18 protein-coding genes are annotated in these 15,540 nt (G+C 72.3%); 9 read left to right on the forward strand and 9 right to left on the reverse strand.

The features are described from left to right. The first annotated feature begins 163 nt into the window (after positions 1-163). The 3 genes from IE295_RS18520 (at position 164) to IE295_RS18530 (ending at position 2,662) form a co-directional block, all read left to right on the forward strand. Entirely contained in the window at positions 164-1,441 is a 1,278-nt protein-coding gene (locus tag IE295_RS18520) for a helix-turn-helix domain-containing protein (protein WP_190064769.1), read from the forward strand. Between the two features lie 106 nt (positions 1,442-1,547). Continuing rightward, the gene (locus tag IE295_RS18525) at positions 1,548-2,240 is read left to right on the forward strand and encodes an RraA family protein (protein WP_190064770.1); all 693 of its coding nucleotides are present in this window, start codon (positions 1,548-1,550) and stop codon (positions 2,238-2,240) included. Positions 2,241-2,362: 122 nt separating this feature from the next. Further along, positions 2,363-2,662: a hypothetical protein gene (locus tag IE295_RS18530; RefSeq protein ID WP_086572597.1), complete on the forward strand. Its 300-nt coding sequence runs from the start codon at positions 2,363-2,365 to the stop codon at positions 2,660-2,662. Positions 2,663-2,712: 50 nt separating this feature from the next. On the opposite strand, the gene IE295_RS18535 is transcribed toward IE295_RS18530, so the two are convergent. Then, positions 2,713-3,021: a hypothetical protein gene (locus IE295_RS18535; protein ID WP_190064771.1), complete on the reverse strand. Its 309-nt coding sequence runs from the start codon at positions 3,019-3,021 to the stop codon at positions 2,713-2,715. Positions 3,022-3,362: 341 nt separating this feature from the next. Between IE295_RS18535 and IE295_RS18540 the strand changes: the two genes are divergently transcribed. Further along, positions 3,363-3,956, forward strand: a complete 594-nt coding sequence (locus IE295_RS18540) for a Uma2 family endonuclease (protein ID WP_190064772.1) — start codon at positions 3,363-3,365, stop codon at positions 3,954-3,956. Positions 3,957-4,062: 106 nt separating this feature from the next. Here the strand turns inward: IE295_RS18540 and IE295_RS18545 are convergent, their stop codons facing one another. Beyond that, complete coding sequence (locus IE295_RS18545) at positions 4,063-5,385, reverse strand: MFS transporter (RefSeq protein WP_190064773.1); 1,323 nt, start codon at positions 5,383-5,385, stop codon at positions 4,063-4,065. A 45-nt stretch (positions 5,386-5,430) separates the two neighbouring features. Between IE295_RS18545 and IE295_RS18550 the strand changes: the two genes are divergently transcribed. After that, the gene (locus tag IE295_RS18550) at positions 5,431-6,438 is read left to right on the forward strand and encodes a LysR family transcriptional regulator (RefSeq protein ID WP_372478828.1); all 1,008 of its coding nucleotides are present in this window, start codon (positions 5,431-5,433) and stop codon (positions 6,436-6,438) included. A 39-nt stretch (positions 6,439-6,477) separates the two neighbouring features. Here the strand turns inward: IE295_RS18550 and IE295_RS18555 are convergent, their stop codons facing one another. Beyond that, positions 6,478-7,185 (reverse strand): alpha/beta hydrolase, encoded by a 708-nt coding sequence (locus IE295_RS18555; protein ID WP_190064775.1) that lies wholly within the window; start codon positions 7,183-7,185, stop codon positions 6,478-6,480. 275 nt (positions 7,186-7,460) lie between these two features. Here IE295_RS18555 and IE295_RS18560 point away from each other — a divergent pair, with 275 nt between their 5' ends. Next, positions 7,461-8,621 carry an adenosine deaminase gene (locus tag IE295_RS18560; protein ID WP_190064776.1) on the forward strand — a complete coding sequence of 387 codons (1,161 nt, stop codon included), beginning with the start codon at positions 7,461-7,463 and terminating at the stop codon, positions 8,619-8,621. A 181-nt stretch (positions 8,622-8,802) separates the two neighbouring features. After that, positions 8,803-9,195: an ATP-binding protein gene (locus tag IE295_RS18565; RefSeq protein WP_190064777.1), complete on the forward strand. Its 393-nt coding sequence runs from the start codon at positions 8,803-8,805 to the stop codon at positions 9,193-9,195. Positions 9,196-9,327: 132 nt separating this feature from the next. Here the strand turns inward: IE295_RS18565 and IE295_RS18570 are convergent, their stop codons facing one another. The 5 genes from IE295_RS18570 to afsQ1 form a co-directional block, all read right to left on the reverse strand. Continuing rightward, positions 9,328-9,546, reverse strand: a complete 219-nt coding sequence (locus tag IE295_RS18570) for a PspC domain-containing protein (protein WP_190064778.1) — start codon at positions 9,544-9,546, stop codon at positions 9,328-9,330. 99 nt (positions 9,547-9,645) lie between these two features. Further along, positions 9,646-10,230 (reverse strand): VanZ family protein, encoded by a 585-nt coding sequence (locus IE295_RS18575; RefSeq protein ID WP_190064779.1) that lies wholly within the window; start codon positions 10,228-10,230, stop codon positions 9,646-9,648. Between the two features lie 98 nt (positions 10,231-10,328). Next, positions 10,329-10,922 (reverse strand): hypothetical protein, encoded by a 594-nt coding sequence (locus tag IE295_RS18580; RefSeq protein WP_190064780.1) that lies wholly within the window; start codon positions 10,920-10,922, stop codon positions 10,329-10,331. Further along, complete coding sequence (locus IE295_RS18585; RefSeq protein ID WP_224323115.1) at positions 10,919-12,433, reverse strand: ATP-binding protein; 1,515 nt, start codon at positions 12,431-12,433, stop codon at positions 10,919-10,921. The genes IE295_RS18580 and IE295_RS18585 overlap by 4 nt, the downstream gene beginning before the upstream one ends. A gap of 76 nt (positions 12,434-12,509) precedes the next feature. Continuing rightward, positions 12,510-13,187 carry a two-component system response regulator AfsQ1 gene (gene afsQ1 / locus IE295_RS18590; RefSeq protein ID WP_177338123.1) on the reverse strand — a complete coding sequence of 226 codons (678 nt, stop codon included), beginning with the start codon at positions 13,185-13,187 and terminating at the stop codon, positions 12,510-12,512. A 217-nt stretch (positions 13,188-13,404) separates the two neighbouring features. Between afsQ1 and IE295_RS18595 the strand changes: the two genes are divergently transcribed. After that, complete coding sequence (locus IE295_RS18595) at positions 13,405-14,160, forward strand: SigE family RNA polymerase sigma factor (protein WP_190064782.1); 756 nt, start codon at positions 13,405-13,407, stop codon at positions 14,158-14,160. A gap of 115 nt (positions 14,161-14,275) precedes the next feature. Here IE295_RS18595 and IE295_RS18600 read toward each other — a convergent pair whose 3' ends face one another. Then, positions 14,276-14,932: an ATP-binding protein gene (locus IE295_RS18600; RefSeq protein ID WP_190064783.1), complete on the reverse strand. Its 657-nt coding sequence runs from the start codon at positions 14,930-14,932 to the stop codon at positions 14,276-14,278. Between the two features lie 169 nt (positions 14,933-15,101). On the opposite strand from IE295_RS18600, the gene IE295_RS18605 reads away from it, so the two are divergent. Further along, complete coding sequence (locus IE295_RS18605) at positions 15,102-15,458, forward strand: hypothetical protein (protein WP_229922983.1); 357 nt, start codon at positions 15,102-15,104, stop codon at positions 15,456-15,458. The last annotated feature ends 82 nt before the right edge of the window (positions 15,459-15,540 follow it).

Genomic DNA, 15,540 nt, shown 5'->3' on the forward strand with positions numbered 1-15,540 from the left:
CTCCGCCCGTCGCGGGGCGCACTCCAAGTGCAGCGCGCAGCGTCCTGCCATGGTGATCGATTGCCGCGGGTCGCATGCCGTGTGCAGAAGCTGCACATGGCCTCGACGCCCTGGGTGGCCGTCCGTACCGTGGGCGGACAGGCCCCGCGCCCGTGGAGGTGTGATGAGTGCCGATCCGCTGTGGAGGACTCCGCACGCTGCCGCGCTGATTGCGTGTCACCACGCCGGAGCGCTTATCCGCCTGGGGCGCACTCACCGCGGCTGGCGGCAGGCCGACCTTGGCCGGAGGGTCGGCTGCTCGGCCTCGACGATCTCCCGCCTTGAGCGGCGCGCCACGGCTGATCTCGGGCTGCTGCGCAGGGCCGCGCGCGAAGTGGGATTACCCGCCGGTGTCTTGGCTGCGGCCGTCGGCCTGGGCCCGGTGCCAACCACTACAGTGGCGGCATCCGGTCCGCGTCACGCCGAGGAGGACCCGTTGCGCCGCCGCACTCTGCTTGCCGCCGCCGGAGTGGCAGGCCCTCTCCAGCTCCTTACCGGCATCGATGACGCGCTCGCCGCCATCCCCTCTCCGGACGGTGCGGCCGCGCACGTGCCACCGCGTCTGGCCCGGGCTCACTCTCTGTACGACAGCGGCCGGCACACCCAGCTCCTCGAAGTCCTCCCGGCCCTTTTGGCCGATGCCCACGCCGCGACTCAGGACCGCACCGAAAAGACGTACGCGACGCTGTCCGCCTGTTACGCCTTGGCCTCCCGGGTCTTGACGAAAATCGGACACTATGAGCGATCCCGGCTCACCGCGGACCGGGCGATCACATACGCCGACCTGTCCGGCAGCGCAATCGCCACGGCGGCCGCCTCCCGCGAACTGAGTATCGTGCTGCGCCACCAGGGACAGGCTCAGGCCGCTCAGCGCTTGGTCGACCACGCCCTGACCACCGTCGAACGCACCGGGCTGACCAACCAGGCCCAGGCGATGGCCTATGCACAGTTGCTGTGCACCACCTCCTACACCGCGGCCCGGGCCGGCAACCACGACCAGGCCCTCGCGCTCATCAGCGAAGCCGGGCGCGCCGCCGGACGCCTTCCGGAGCAGCCGCCCGCCAGCGCCCCGTTCTCCATCAGCCCGGCCGCAGTCGCTCTCTACCGGGTCGGCGTGCACTGGGCCCTCGGAGACGCCGGATCCGCCCTCCAAGCCGGCCGCACCCTCCACCCCGGGCAATTCCCGACAGCCGAACGCCGCGCCCGCATGCACACCGACCTCGCCCGCGCATGGTGGCAATGGGGCAAGCCCGAGCAGACCGCCGACGCGCTTTTGGAAGCCGTCCGTGCCTCCCCGGCCGAGGTACGCGACCGCCCCGCCATCCGGAAGATGGCCACCGACCTCATCCGACAGCGCCCCAATACCCCCAGCGCACGAGCGCTGTCCCGCGTCATGGGCTAGCGCCGCACCGGACCCGGTAGGAGCCGCGATGGGCGGCTCGATGTGGCGTAAATCTTCCATCCCCACTCCTCCGCACGGTCAAGGCCGACAGGCTAGGGTGACGGCCATGCTGAAGGCCTTTGCCGAGCTTTCCACGCCACTGGTCGCCGATGCCTGCGTCCGCACCGGCGTTCCCCTGCGTGCCGCCCCACCCGGCATCCGGGCGGTCGTCGCCGGTCAGCGTCTCGCGGGGCGCGTCCTGCCCGCCCGGCACTACGGCAGTGTCGACGTGTTCCTCGAGGCGTTCGGCGGGGCCGAACCCGGCGACGTGCTCGTGATCGACAACGGCGGGCGCACGGACGAGGCGTGCGTGGGCGATCTCGCCGTGCTGGAGGCGGAGTCGGCGGGGGTGGCCGGGCTGGTGGTGTGGGGGCTGCACCGGGATACGCCGGAGCTGGTGGAGATCGGCCTTCCGGTGTTCAGCTACGGCAACTACCCGCCGGGGCCGACGCGTGTGGACGACCGGGAGCCCGAGGCGCTGACCAGCGCCCGCTTCGGCCCGCACCTGGTCTCGGCCGCCGACGTCGTGTTCGCCGACGACGACGGCGTGCTGTTCGTGCCTGCCGACCGCGTCGACGAGGTGCTGGCGACGGCGCAGCAGATCCGGGACACCGAGCGCGAACAGGCCCGCAAGATCAGGGCCGGCGAGACCCTTCGCCGCCAGACGTCTTTCGACGACTACGTCGCCCGCCGCGCCGCCGACCCGTCGTACACCTTCCGCCGGCACCTCCGCCGCGTCGGCGGGGCGATCGAGGAGTGAAGGGGTGGACGGGCCCGTGATGTCGATCACGGGCCCGTCGGCCGGGGAACCGAAAGGGCCGCTCTCCCGCTCCCGCTGAGTACTGGATCGTTTAGTTCCGCAGCGCAGACGAGGAGCGGCACATGACCCTGGAGAACGGGAAGGTCAGCCTGTACGCGGCGAACAAGCTCTGGGTGGACGCGCGGATCAACGTCGAGGGAAAGCTGCTGATCCAGGGGCAGGACCTCAACAACGGCGAGTACGAGTACATGCTGTCCGTACCGGAAGCGGATATCCCCAAGGTCGTCGCCGCGCTCGACGGCGCACCCGGGGACGACGTTCTGGAGCTGCTCGCCGCACGCGGCACGGAGATCGTGCAGTTCGGCGAGATGCGCTGGCTGAAGTCCCTCGGTATCGAGCCGGGTTTCTCCTCGTACCGCTGAGGCGTGTCCGACGGATCGCGTGACCGAGCTGCGCCGGCGCACCATGGCCGTCACCCCTCGGAGGCGGCCTCCCGGATCAGCGGCTCGAACTCCTTCCGCACGTAGGCGTCGAACGGCGCCGTCAGCGCGCCGTCGATCACCCGCCGCACCCGGTGCTTTGCCGCGAACTCCTTGAGCGCTGCGCGGGAATCCGGTTCCACACCGCCACCAATGATCAGCACCCCGAACTCCTCGGTTTCCAACAGCTTTCGGGCCTCCTCGTCGGTGCTCACTCCCTCCGCGTCAAAGCCGTCCGCGCGCAGCGTGGCCAGCACCTCCGTCACCCGGGCGGGCATTCTTCCCAGCACCAGCGTCCTCATGGCCGTTCCTTTCCGGTACATCGACATCGGCTCCCCCGAACCTAGAAGCTCAACCGGACTTGAGGTCAACCCCGACTCTCGCCCCCCAGGCAGCCACATGATCGACCACGCGGCCGGTGCCGGGATCCTGGGGCCCGCCTCGCTGTACGCGTACCTGGCGGTCGGCCTGGGAGCACAGAACCTCCTGGTGCGCGGGCGCGCCGCCGTGCTCTGACCTCGGGCCGGTACACCGTCGGGGCCCCAGCGGAGCAGGCCCTCGTACGGGTGAACGAGAGCGGTGGACCGTCGCACGGGCCGTTCGGCATGCTGGGGTCGGTGATGTACCGATAGAGGAGACCGCCATGAGCGCACTCACCGTCGACCATGATCCGGGGCAGGGCTGGGACGACCTCGTCCGGATCTGGGAGAAGACGGACGCGCCCGAGGGCTGCAGGGTGGAGATCATCGAAGGGCTCGTCACCGTGTCGCCCGCGCCGGGCATCGACCACCACGTCATCGCGGACACCATCCAACGCCGCCTGTACACGGTGATCCCCGAGGACTGGGGGATCTATCAGACGCTCGCCGTCTCCGTGCCCTCGCGCAGCGGCCTGTTCATCCCGGACCTGGTCGTCGCACCGGAGTCCGAGCTGGTCGAGCTGTCCGAGTCCGAGCAGTTCGTTTCCGCGGGCGCCTCGTCGCTCATCGTGGAGATCACGTCGAAGTCCAGCCTCCGGCACGACCGGGTCAGCAAGCCCGCCGCGTACGCGCACGCCGGAGTGCCGCTCTACCTGCTCGTCGACCGGTGGGCTCAGGGCGGGCCGACGATCACTCTCTACGGTGAGCCGCAGGACGACGTCTACCGCGTCCTGCAGGCCGGAAAGTTCGGGGACGAGATCCGGCTTCCCGCACCGTTCGACGTCACCATCGACACAGGTGCGTTCCCCGCCGCCTGACCGTTTCCCGTTTCCTCGACCGCATGCCAAAGGCCCCGCTCCCCACCCCATACTCACGGTGGAAGCGGGGCCTCAAGGCCTCCGTACGCCCGATGGGGCCCCGGCGTCAGACCCGGCCCGCGACCGCCGAGGGCACGCGGCGGGTGGCCACCGGGGCGGCGCGGCGGGCTGCCAGGGCCTGGCGGGTGCCGCAGAGGGTGACCGCGACGGCGCCCAGCATGGCGAGGAAGCCGAGGACCACGGTGCCGTCCCAGCCGGCGGCGTGGAAGGCGAGGGCGCCGAGGGTGCCGCCGACGGAGCTGCCGAGGTAGTAGGCGGTCTGGTAGAGGGCCGAGGCCTGGGCGCGGCCGGTCTTCGCGGCGCGGCTGACGGCCGAGGAGGCGACCGCGTGGCCGGCGAAGAAGCCCGCCGTGATCAGGACCAGCCCCAGCAGGACCGCGACCAGCGAGGACGTCAGGGTCAGCAGCAGGCCGGCCGTGGTGGCGCCCACCGCCAGGTACAGCGCGCCGCGCCGGCCCAGGCGGCCGACGAGCTTGCCGGCCGCGGCCGACGAGACGGTGCCGACCAGGTAGATCAGGAAGATCGAGCCGACCACGCCCTGGGGGAGGGAGAAGGGCGCCTCCGCCAGCCGGTAGCCGATGACCGTGTAGACCGCGCCGAAGACGGTCATGAAGAGGCCGCCGATCAGGTACAGGCGGCGCAGCAGGGGGTCGGACAGGTGGGCCGCCACCGTGCGGCCCAGGGCGCGCGCCGACACCGGGGCCGGGCTGAAGTGGCGGGCCCTCGGGACCATCAGCCGGAACGTCAGGGCGCACAGCACGGCCAGGACGCCGACCGCCGCGAGCCCGGCGCGCCAGCCCCAGGCCTGGGCCACCCAGCCGGCCAGGATCCGGCCGACCATGCCGCCGATGCTGTTGCCCGCCACGAACAGGCCGATCGCGCCGACCAGGGCCTTGGCGCGGACCTCCTCGGCCAGGTACGCCATCGCCGACGCCGGCACGCCGGCCAGTGCGGCGCCCTGCACCGCGCGCAGCGCGGTCAGCCAGCCCAGGTCCGGGGCGAACGGCACGAGCAGGGCCACCAGGGCCGCGACGCACAGGGCCGCGGTCATCGTCGTACGCCGTCCGTAGCGCTCGGACAGGGCGCTGAGCGGGACGACCGCGACGGCGAGGCCGCCGGTCGCGGCGGAGACGGTCCAGCTGGCCTGACCGGGGGTCACGCCGAGGTCGTCGGAGATCGCGGGGAGCAGGGCCTGCGTGGAGTAGAGGAGGGCGAACGTGGCCACTCCGGCGGCGAAGAGCGCGAAGCTCATCCGGCGGTAGCCGGAGCCGCCCGGGACCAGCCGGGTGTCATCGGAGGGTAGGGACGACGCGGTGGAGGCACCCGATCGCATGACGACGACGGATGCCCCGGTATCGGCAGGAGGCATGCGAAAACCGTATGGCGCCTGCATCTGATGCGTCCAATGCACAGAATGGCGATAATCGATCCCGTGTTGCATGAACGCAGGTCACAGCGGCCCTTGTCATCGCGCGGTCACGAAAAAGACATCCCTGTTACAGCCGATGTCGAGGCCGACTCATGGGCCGCCACGCTCACCCCGCGCCTCGCGCAGTTCGTCGCCGTGGCGCGCCACGAGCACGTCACCCGCGCCGCGCAACAGCTCGGAATGCCACAGTCCACGCTCAGCCGCTCAATGGCCAGGCTCGAACACGACCTGGGCGTCGCCCTCTTCGCCCGCCACGGCCGCACGGTCTCCCTCACCGCCGCCGGCCGCACCTTCCTCGCCACCGTCGACCGCGCGCTGTCCGAGGTGGACCGCGCCGCCGAATCCGTACGGGCCGACGCTGACCCGGCCGCCGGAAAGGTCGCGTTCGGGTTCCTGCACACCATGGGCTCGGAGACCGTACCCGAGCTCATACGGGCCTTCCGCACCGACCACCCCCGCGTGCGCTTCCAGCTCGTCCAGAACTACGGCGAGGCCATGATCGAGCGGCTGCGCGACGGCGACCTGGACCTGTGCCTGACCTCGCCGGTGCCGGACGAACCGGACCTGGTCTCCCGGCGGCTCGACGAGCAGAAGCTGCGCCTGGTCGTGCCGGACGACCACCCGCTGGCCACCCGCAAGCGCATCCGCCTCGCGGAGGCGGCGGGCGAACTGTTCGTCACCCTCGAGCCGGGATACGGGCTGCGCCGCATCACCGACGCGCTGTGCGCGGAGGCGGGGTTCGCCCCGAAGGTGGCGTTCGAGGGCGAGGACCCGGAGACGCTGCGCGGGCTGGTGGCCGCGGGGCTGGGCGTGGGGCTCCTGCCGCCTCCCGCCGTGCCGCGCCCCGGCGTCGTGGAGCTGACGGTCACCGCGCCGCGCGCCGTCCGCGAGATCGGGGTCGCCTGGCTGGACGGGCATCCCGACACCCCGCCGGTGGCGGCCTTCAAGCGGTTCCTGCTCTCCCGCCGGGGCCAACTCCTGCTCCACCGCTGAGCCGACGGCCCCCACCCCAGGCCGCCGGTCCCGCGCCCGCTAGTACCGCAGCGACGTCCCGAACCCCGACGCCAGCGGCATCCGCAGCCCCAGCGGCGGCGGCGCCGCCAGCGCGTCCGCGAGCGGGCGCGCGTAGTGGTGGCCGAACAGCGAGCCGCGCACGAAGTCGGCCGCCAGGGCCAGCACTTCGGGGCGGTGCTGGCGCAGGGTGTGGCCGTCGGAGTGGACCTCGAAGCGGCAGATGTCGCGGTTGACCTTCTTGGCGCGCTCGGCGAGGCGGTAGGAGAGGTCCGGGTCGGTGCGCTCGTCGTTCGTGCCGTGCACGATCAGCACCCGCCTGCCCGCGAGCTGGCGCACCGGGTCGGGGTCGAGCACGGCCTCCGGCTCGGGCAGCCAGGGGGCGATCGCCAGCACCGTCGTGACGGCCGGGTGGCCGGCGGCCCGCAGCGCGGCGCGGGCGCCCATGCCCGTACCGATCAGGCAGACCGGTACGTCGCCGTAGCGCCGCGTCACCTCGTCCGCCGCCCACCGCGCGTCCGCCACGGGATGGGCGGCGGAACCGTTCCAGCCGCGGTGGCGGTAGCGGACGAGGTGGACGACCAGCCCCTGCGCCTCGCCCGCCCGGGTCAGCCGCTGGACCAGCGGCCGCTGGGCGACGAGGGTGCGCAGCGGCGGGCGGCGCAGCCCGGCGGGGGAGCCGCCCGGGAGCAGCAGGGCCACCCCGTGCACGGCGCTGCCGGCGCCCACCGCGCCGAGCGGTCTTCCGAGGCGGGCCGTGTCCGGCGGGTCGGCCCGCCCAGCCCGGCGTGGCCGCGTCGGCGGCGGCCCGGCATGCACCTCCAGCCCCGCTTGCCCCTCAGGCCCCACTGGGCCCATCGATCCTTCCGGATCCCGCTGCGGCAACGCTTGCTGCACCATGGCAGACAACGATGGCAGAAGGACGGACGGTGTCCACCCCGCCGATGGGTCACCGTTCCGTATCGTTAGCCGACATCTACGCGCGTAGGGGCTAGAGTGCCGAAATGACGAGCGAGACCACCTCCCAAGCGACTTCTCCCGCGGGCACCCTCCCGACCCCCGAGCAGATCCGCCGCGCGCCCAAGGTGCTGCTCCACGATCACCTCGACGGCGGTCTGCGCCCGGGCACGATCGTCGACCTCGCGGCCGCGTCCGGCTACGACAAGCTCCCCGAGAGCGACCCGGACAAGCTGGGCGTCTGGTTCCGCGAGGCCGCCGACTCCGGGTCGCTCGAGCGCTACCTGGAGACCTTCGCGCACACCTGCGCCGTGATGCAGACCCGCGAGGCGCTGGTCCGGGTGGCCGCCGAGTGCGCCGAGGACCTGGCCGAGGACGGCGTGGTGTACGCCGAGGTCCGCTACGCCCCCGAGCAGCACCTGGAGGCCGGGCTGACCCTCGAGCAGGTCGTCGAGGCCGTCAACGAGGGCTTCCGCGAGGGCGAGCGGCGGGCGCGCGCGAACGGTCACCGCATCCGCGTCGGCGCGCTGCTGACCGCGATGCGGCACGCCGCCCGCGCGCTGGAGATCGCCGAGCTGGCCAACCGCTACCGCGACTCCGGCGTCGTCGGCTTCGACATCGCCGGCGCCGAGGCGGGCTTCCCTCCCACCCGCCACCTGGACGCGTTCGAGTACCTCAAGCGCGAGAACAACCACTTCACCATCCACGCGGGTGAGGCCTTCGGCCTGCCGTCCATCTGGCAGGCCCTGCAGTGGTGCGGCGCCGACCGGCTCGGCCACGGCGTGCGCATCATCGACGACATCGAGATCGCCGAGGACGGCACGGTCAAGCTCGGCCGGCTGGCGTCCTACGTCCGCGACAAGCGCATTCCGCTGGAAATGTGCCCGACCTCGAATCTCCAGACCGCGGCGGCCACTTCATACGAAGAGCACCCCATCGGACTTCTGCGTAAGCTGCATTTCCGGGCGACGGTGAACACCGATAATCGTCTGATGAGCGGCACCAGCATGAGCCGGGAATTCGAGCACCTGGTCAAGGCATTCAGCTACTCGCTGGACGACATGCAGTGGTTCACGGTCAACGCCATGAAGTCGGCCTTCATCCCATTCGACGAACGTCTCGCGATGATCAACGACGTGATCAAGCCGGGCTACGCGGAGCTGAAGTCGGAGTGGCTGTTCCGCCAGACGGTGACGGGAAGCGCCTGACCAGCAATTCCCTTGCGACCCCGACCGGGGGCCGCGTTGGGCGAATACAGTGAATGCGGCCGGGACTTCAAGTCCCGGCCGTTTCATTTCGTGTCATTCATTGCGGGGGCGGTGCTGTCGTCGCTACGTTGCAGTGCCGCTCGGCATTTCCCGCCAACCCCGTCATGAGGACTGATCCCCGATGAAGCAGGCATCTCTCAAGGCCCTCGGCGCCGCCGCTCTCGGTGCCGCCTTCGCCGTCGCGGCGGCGGGCACCGCCTCCGCCGGCACCCTCGAGTCGGTCACCACCACCGCCACCGGCGCGGCGAAGGGGCTCCCGGTGGCGCAGCTGGCCCCGGCGGCTCCGATGGGCGGCCCGGCGCTCGTCGCCGGAGACCACCTGATCCGCTCCGGGGTCCTGGAGCAGTCCGCCAAGGCGGCCGACATCGCGCTCGCCCCCAACCTGCCCACGGAGAAGCTCACCGGCGCCCACGCCGACAACAAGGGCAACGCCGGCCTGCTCGGCGCCCTGCCGACCAAGGCCCTCGCCCCCAACGGCCTGTCGCTGCCGGGCATCGGCACGCCCAACAGCTGACGGCGACGGGCGACGGCGACGAGCACGCGCCACCCCACGGGACGAGACGTACGGGACGGACAGCGCGACGGGCCGCGCACCCCGGTTGGGGGGTGCGCGGCCCGTCGTGCGTCACCCGGGAAGGGGTGGGTGTCACCAGGCGGAGGACTTCGAGGCGGCGCGGGCGCTGCCCTCGGCGGGCATCAGGATCCACAGGGCGATGTAGAGCACGAACTGGGGTCCGGGCAGCAGGCACGATGCCAGGAAGATCACTCGCATCGTCGTCCGGGAGATCCCGAAGCGCTCGGCCAGACCCGCGCAGACTCCGGCGATCATCCTGTGGCTGCGGGGGCGGACCAGCGGAGCGGACATGGCGGCGACTCCTTGTCGTCGGACGTCTGTGAGGCGTCGGTATGAGCGAGCGGGAACGTTTTCCCGAGCCGGAAGAACGTTCTCCCGACGCACTCAACGCTACGGCCGAGACCCGGGCAAAGCGTCACTCCACGGGGCGATCCCGACCCTGGGGATCGTAGGGGTCAGCCCCCGGTCCGTGTCCTCCCGGCGGAGGGGCGGGGTAGGTCCCGCCTCGCCCCTGCGGCGTAGCCGGGCCCGTACGGCCGGCACCACCGCGAGGTGGGCCACCGTCACGCCCGTGACGTTCATCAGCAGGGCGTCCACGTCCAGCACCTGGCCCACCACGCCGCCGCGCACCACCTGCAGGGCCAGCGAGAACATCGCGCTGGTGAAGACCGTCCGGGCCAGCGAGCCCGCCGTCGACACCGCGATCCGGCCCCCCGCCCAGGGCAGCAGCAGCCCCAGCGGGGCGAACGGCAGCACCCCGGCCCCTATCGTCCGGGCGGCGTCCCAGGGACTCAGCGCCAGGTCGGCCCGGATGGTGGCCAGCGGCTCCAGACGCGCGGGTGTCACCCAGGGCGCGGTCAGCGGCCGCAGGGCGAGCCAGCCGAGCACCAGGAGATGCACTGCCAGGAGGACACAGCCCGCCACGCGGTAGCGGTATCGGAGGGCGGGCGTACCGCCGTAGCCATGACGCTGCACGCCCCCCAGGACGCTGCGCGCGGGGCGTGCGGTTCCGGGGCCGGGTACGCAGAGTCAGCGCCGGTCGCCGCGACGCGGCGGCGGGCCGCCCGACGGGCTCAGGAGAGGGGGACGCCGCCGCTCTGCACGGCCTCCGGATGGGCCCGCGTCTCGTCGGTGCACGTGTAGCCCTTGGGCCGGTCGTCGCCCGGCCCGCCGAGCGCCAGCGTGCTCCTGCCGTCGGCCGCGGCCGTACCGGCGAAGGTGCACACGACCTGCGCGAGCGCCGACGGAGGCAGTTGTTCCGGCGCGGTGTTCAGCCGCAGCGTCCCGGCCGGGTCGCCGGGGCGGGGGCCGCTGACGGTCAGCCGCTGCGGCACCTCGGTGGAGAACCCGGCCTCGTCCTCGATGGGGGAGGGCTGGCGCTTGAGCTCCTCCAGCAGCGCCCGCGCCAGGCCGGCCGGGTCCTCCGGGCCGGGGGAGGCGACCAGCCGCGTCACGGGGAGTAGCTGTGAGGTGCACAGCAGCAGGACGGACATCCGGATGCTGCCCTCGGGCGGCGCGCTCTGCACGCCGGGGCGCACCACGCACGTCGCCCGCGAGGGCGCGCTCCCGGCGTCCACGGGCACGGCCGTGCCGCGGATGCCGCACCCGGTGAGCACGGCCAGCCCGGCCGTCAGGACGACGGCCCGCGCGGCGCGGGTGACTCTCACGACGTACCGCCTTCCCCGGCGGCACCGGAACCGGAGGACGGGGTTCCGTCGCCCTCCTCGAGACCGGAGGCGTCGCGGGGCAGGGTCAGCGTGAACACCGCGCCGCCCTCCGGCGAGTTCATGGCGGTGATCTCGCCGCCGTGGATGTGGGCGTTCTCCAGCGCGATCGACAGGCCCAGACCGCTGCCCTCCGAACGCGGGCGGGAGGCGCTGGCCTTGTAGAAGCGGTCGAAGACGTGCGGCAGCACGTCCTCGGGAATGCCGGGCCCGTGGTCGCGCACGGCGATGACCAGCGAGTCCTCCGTCTGCCGGACCGAGACCCGCACCGGCGAGCCGCCGTGCTTGAGGGCGTTGCCGATGAGGTTGGCGAGGATCACGTCCAGGCGGCGCGGGTCGAGCTGGGCCATGATCCCGCGCTCGGCGTCCAGCTCGACCGCGTCCAGCCACGCCCGGGCGTCGATGCACGCCGTGATCTGGTCGGCGATGTCCACGTCGTCCAGCACCAGCCGGGCCGTGCCCGCGTCGAAGCGGGTGACCTCCATCAGGTTCTCCACCAGGTCGTTCAGCCGGCGGGTCTCGCTGACCACCAGCTGCACCACGGGCGCGATCATCGGGTCGAGGGAGTCCGCCTCGTCCTCCAGCACCTCGGTCACGGCGGTGATCGCCGTGAGCGGGGTCCGCAGCTCGTGCGACATGTCGGCGACGAAGCGACGGCTGGCCGCCTCGCGCGAGCTCAGGTCCTCCACCCGCTTCTGCAGCGACTCCGCGGTCCTGTTGAACGTCCGCGACAGGTCCGCCAGCTCGTCGGTGCCCGACACCTGCAGCCGGGTGTCCAGCTTCCCCTCGCCCAGCCTGCGCGCCGCGTCGCCGAGCCGCTGCACGGGCCGCAGCACCGTCGAGGCCGCGGCCTGGGCGAGCAGCGCCGAGCCGATCAGCGCGAGCCCGGTGGCGATGCCCAGCGACCAGCCCAGGGAGTTGAGGTCCGCCCGCTCGTTCTCCAGCGACTTCAGCAGGTAGCCCGTCGGGCCCCCGCCGATCACCTTCGCGCCGGCGACCAGGTACGGCTTGCCGTCCAGCGTGATCCGCTGCCAGTACAGGTGGTACGGGTAGGGGTTGGACTCGTCGACCTTCCGCTCCCGGTTGACCGCCGTCACCAGCGTCTTCGGCACCACCGAGAGCGTGAACAGCTCCCGGTCCGAGGGCGCGGCGCAGTCGCCGCCGCCCTTGACCTTGCCGATCAGCAGCACCTCGTACTTCTGCGAGGTCGCCGCCATCCGGTCCGCGGCCTCCTGCAGATCGGGACAGGTCGGCGGCAGCGGCAGCGAACCGGTGCTGTCCTGCAGGGTCTTGCGGAAGTCGTCGAGGGCGGCGTTCTGCGTACGGGTGAGGACCGCGTCACGGTTGAGCCAGTACGCGATCGCCGACGCCGACACCGCGGCCGCCAGGGCCACCAGCGCGAACACCAGCATCAGGCGCAGCCGCAGGCTGATCCGCCGCATGCTCAGCTTCATGCCGTTCCTGGCCGCCGCCCAGCCCCGTACCCGACCGGGCTCTTCAGTCACTGTGGGCTCTCTGTCCTCAAGGTCGTTACTGCGGGGCATCCAGCCGGTAGCCGACACCGCGGACGGTCCGGATCAGCGTCGGCGAGGACGGCACGTCCTCCACCTTCGCCCGCAGCCGCTGCACGCACGCGTCCACCAGCCGGGAGTCGCCGAGGTAGTCGTGCTCCCACACCAGTCGCAGCAGCTGCTGCCGCGACAGCGCCTGCCCCGGCCGGCGGCTGAGCTCCAGCAGCAGCCGCAGCTCCGTCGGCGTCAGCTGGAGGTCCTGGCCGTTCTTGGTGACCGTCATCGCCGACCGGTCGATCACCAGCGAACCGAAGGACGCCGAGTCGCTCGACTCCCGCTCCCCGCGGCGCAGCACCGCCCGGATCCGGGCGTCCAGCACCCGGCCCTGCACCGGCTTGACCACATAGTCGTCCGCACCCGACTCCAGCCCCACGACCACGTCGATGTCGTCGTTGCGGGCCGTCAGCAGGATGATCGGCAACTGGTCCGTGCGCCGGATGCGCCGGCACACCTCGAAACCGTCGATGCCCGGCAGCATCACGTCCAGCACGATCAGGTCCGGCCGCTGCTCGCGCAGCATCTTCAGGCCGTCCTCACCCGTCGCCGCGGTCACCACACGGTGACCCTGGCGGGACAGGGAGAACTCGAGAGCCGTACGGATGGCGTCGTCGTCCTCGATCAGCAACAGGAAAGGCACGGTGGTCATTCTGGCCTAAGAGTGGCCGGTAGTTCGACAGAAGGACGCCGCAGCGGCACCGCACGCGGACGTGACGGCCGCAACGCGACCTGTTGCAGTGCTGTGACAGTCGGCGGACAGCGCCATGAAACTGGCCCGGCAGAGTTCTTCTCACCGGGCGGTTCCAGGGTCCGGGTCACTGACGGACCGAGCTGGCTCCACCGACGGGGGGCGCGAGATGAACACACTGCACAGCACCACGAACAGCGCAGTTCGCACGCGCCTTCACGACGCCGGTCGGAGCGGTGAGAAGTCCGGTGCCGTGGGCGGGCGGGGGTGCGCTCGCGGTACCGGACGTACGGTACGGCCGCCGTACATGGTGGCCATCGACGCGATCGCGTACGGGGAGGCCGCACAGGGCGCGGGGGGCGCCCGGACGGCCACGGGGGGACGCGGCACCAGCGTGTCGCGGACGGAGGCGGAGTTCACCGCCTACGTCCAGGAGCGCCGGGCCTCCCTGTACGCGACCGCGTACCACCTGACCGGTGACCGGCACGAGGCCGAGGACCTGCTGCAGAGCGCGCTGTTCTCCACCTACCGCGCCTGGGACCGGATCAGCGACAAGGCCGCGGTCGGCGGCTACCTGCGCCGCACCATGACCAACCTGCACATCAGCGCCTGGCGCCGCCGCAAGCTCAACGAGTACCCGACCGAGGAACTCCCCGAGACGCCCGGCGAGACCGACGCGATGCGCGGCACCGAACTGCGCGCCGTGCTCTGGCAGGCGCTCGCCCGGCTGCCCGAACTGCAGCGCACCATGCTGGTCCTGCGCTACTACGAGGGCCGCACCGACCCGGAGATCGCGGAGATCCTCGACATCAGCGTCGGCACCGTCAAGAGCAGCATCTGGCGCTCGCTGCGCCGCCTGCGCGACGACGAGGTCATCGGCTCCGACCGGGGCGTCAGGGAGTCCTTCGGCGAGCTGGTGGCCTAGAAGGAACGGGGGGAACGGGGGAAACACGGGGGGAACACGGGGGAAAAGAGAGCGGGCGGGCAGCCGGGGGGACTGCCACGCCCGCTCTCGCACGTTCCCGGGGGCGTACGCGCTCTCAGGCGCCGACGCTCTCGCGCCGGCCGGCGGCCGCGGCGGCGATGCGGCCCATGGCCGTCTCCCCGCCGCAGGCGAACGCCCCGAGCGCCGTCTGCCGGGCCACGATCGCCCGCTCCGAACGCATCAGCCGCAGCCCGCGCCGCACCAGCGTCGGCACCGGCTTGCGGGCCTCGCGCAGATCGCGCAGCAGCCGCCGCCGGAACGTCGTCGACGGCCGGCCGCGCAGGCACAGCGCGTCCGCGAGGTGACCGAGATCACGGCACCGGTCGATGATGTCCGCCGCGAAGATGCCCTCCGCGATGAACAGCGGGGTGCGCCCGATGTCCAGCGCGCTCTCGCCGACCCGCGAGCTGGTGGAGATGTCGTACACCGGCACGTTCGTACGGGCCGTACGGCACAGGGCGTCGATCGCCGCGACGGCCGCCTCCGCGTCCCACGACAGCGGGGAGTCCCAGTCGGTGCCGCCGCCCTCCGCGAGCAGCGGCAGCGTGGGGTCGTGCCCCTCCTTGTAGAAGTCGTCGAGGTTGAGCACCGGCAGTCCGGTGCGGGCGGCCAGGGACGACTTTCCGGAACCGGACGGACCGGTGAGCAGGATGACGCGCGCGGAGGGCAGGAGGGGAGTCACGGGACACCAGTGTGAGGCATTGCGCCGCATGGGGGATCCCCCTGGGTCGTGACGTGCGCGGAGCGTAGTGCGTCCACTACGTTGCGTTGTCGATCCTCACATACTCACACGGCTCTCACGGCAGGTGGTCATGGCCTCCCAGGCACGTCACGCACGCTCTCCCCTCCCACCCCCGCGCCGCCGGCGCGCCCTGGCGCGGATGGGGATGACCCTCTCCGCGGGCGCGGCGCTCGTCGCGGCCGGCGCGGCGGAGGCCCAGGCCCAGCCGCAGGTGCCGCGCGCCGAGTTCGGCCGCCAGGACGTCGGCGCGGCGTTCGAGGGGACCGCCATCGCGCTGCAGAAGTCGGTGGAGGGCCTGTCGCCCGTGGTGAAGACGTTCAAGTACCACCCGCTCGCGGGCACCGCGGTGGACCCGCTGAACAACGGGGCCAGCACCCAGATCTCCAACTTCAAGCCGGTCAGCACCCAGCCGGTGACGGCGCCCGTCACCACCCGCGGCCAGGTCGGCGACCTGCCCGTGGCGGGCCAGCTGCTGGGCGGCGTGCTGCCGGGCTGAGCGGCACCGGCACACGCGACGACGGCGGGCTTCCCCCGTGAAGGGGAAGCCCGCCGTCATGCGTTGCGCGGCCCGGAGGAGG

The organism is Streptomyces griseocarneus (assembly GCF_014655595.1).
Taxonomy (GTDB): Bacteria; Actinomycetota; Actinomycetes; order Streptomycetales; family Streptomycetaceae; genus Streptomyces; species Streptomyces griseocarneus.